The organism is Endozoicomonas sp. SESOKO4 (assembly GCF_024606275.1).
This window is the reverse complement of sequence record NZ_JAHHPS010000553.1, coordinates 1-1,119: the sequence shown is the minus strand read 5'-3', so window position 1 is coordinate 1,119 and position 1,119 is coordinate 1. Positions and strand designations below refer to the sequence as shown.

Here is a 1,119-nt window from a genome sequence, read left to right as displayed (position 1 = left end):
TTCCCCAGGGGGGTATAAATGATGATGAAAGCCCTGAGGAAGCCATGTATCGCGAGCTGTATGAAGAGATTGGGCTTCAGCCGGAAGACGTAGAAGTTCTGGCGTGCACTCGTGGCTGGCTGCGTTATCGCCTGCCCAGAAGACTGGTTCGTCGAGACCAGCATCCGCTTTGTATTGGGCAAAAACAGAAATGGTTTCTGCTCAAGCTGCTGAGCAGTGATGACGAGGTTAGTGTGGATCATACAGGATCACCCGAGTTTGATGGCTGGCGATGGGTCAGCTATTGGTATCCCCTGGGACAGGTCGTTTCATTCAAAAGGGAGGTTTATCGCCGTGCTTTGCGCGAGCTGGCTCCCCGAATAGGACACCTGCAAGCGAATAAAGAGTCATGACTTTTGACACTGAGACGATGTTCAATACTGGCATCAGCTTCAAAGGCTCAGACAATATTCAATCAAGTGCTATCCTTGCACTTGCGTGATGGAAGCCTGTTTCTGACAGTCACGACATGGAAAACCGTTTTAAAGTAAACAACAGAATCGGGCGTCTGTTATTTTGAGATAGCAGACTCAGGAGACTGATAAGTAGACTGGACTAAGTCACCATGCTGAACACCCTGCGTTCGATTGTACAGGAAGTCGGTGCCGCCTCGAATTTGCAGGCTGCGCTGGATATCATTGTGCAGCGGGTTCGTGAGGCCATTAGTACTGAAGTCTGCTCTGTCTATCTCTACGACGCTGAAAAGGCTATCTATACATTGATGGCGACAGAAGGCCTCAATAAAAAGGCTGTCGGTGTCGCCCGTTTATCCCAATCCGAAGGTCTTGTGGGTCAGGTGGGTCTTAGAGAGGAGCCCATCAACCTGAAAACAGCTTCTTCCCACCCTAAATACCGTTACATCAAGGAAACCGGTGAAGAAAAGTTTCATGCTTTTCTTGGGGTTCCCATCATTCATCATCGGATGATCCTGGGTGTACTGGTGGTTCAGCAAAAAGAACAACGCCGTTTTGACGAGCATGAAGAAGCTTTCCTGGTCACCATGTCTGCCCAGCTAGCAGGTGTTATTGCCCATGCTGAGGCCACTGGTTCCCTGCATGTTACAGTCAATACTCAGAAAAC

The 1,119-nt window shown here is 49.3% G+C and carries 2 protein-coding genes; both read left to right on the top strand.

Features of this window, described 5'->3' with window-relative positions:
- A partial coding sequence (locus KDK16_RS10705; RefSeq protein WP_257276084.1) for an RNA pyrophosphohydrolase occupies positions 1-392 on the top strand: 392 nt, incomplete at its 5' end.
- 212 nt (positions 393-604) lie between these two features.
- Positions 605-1,119: GAF domain-containing protein (locus tag KDK16_RS10700; protein ID WP_257276083.1), on the top strand; the 515-nt coding region annotated here is incomplete at its 3' end.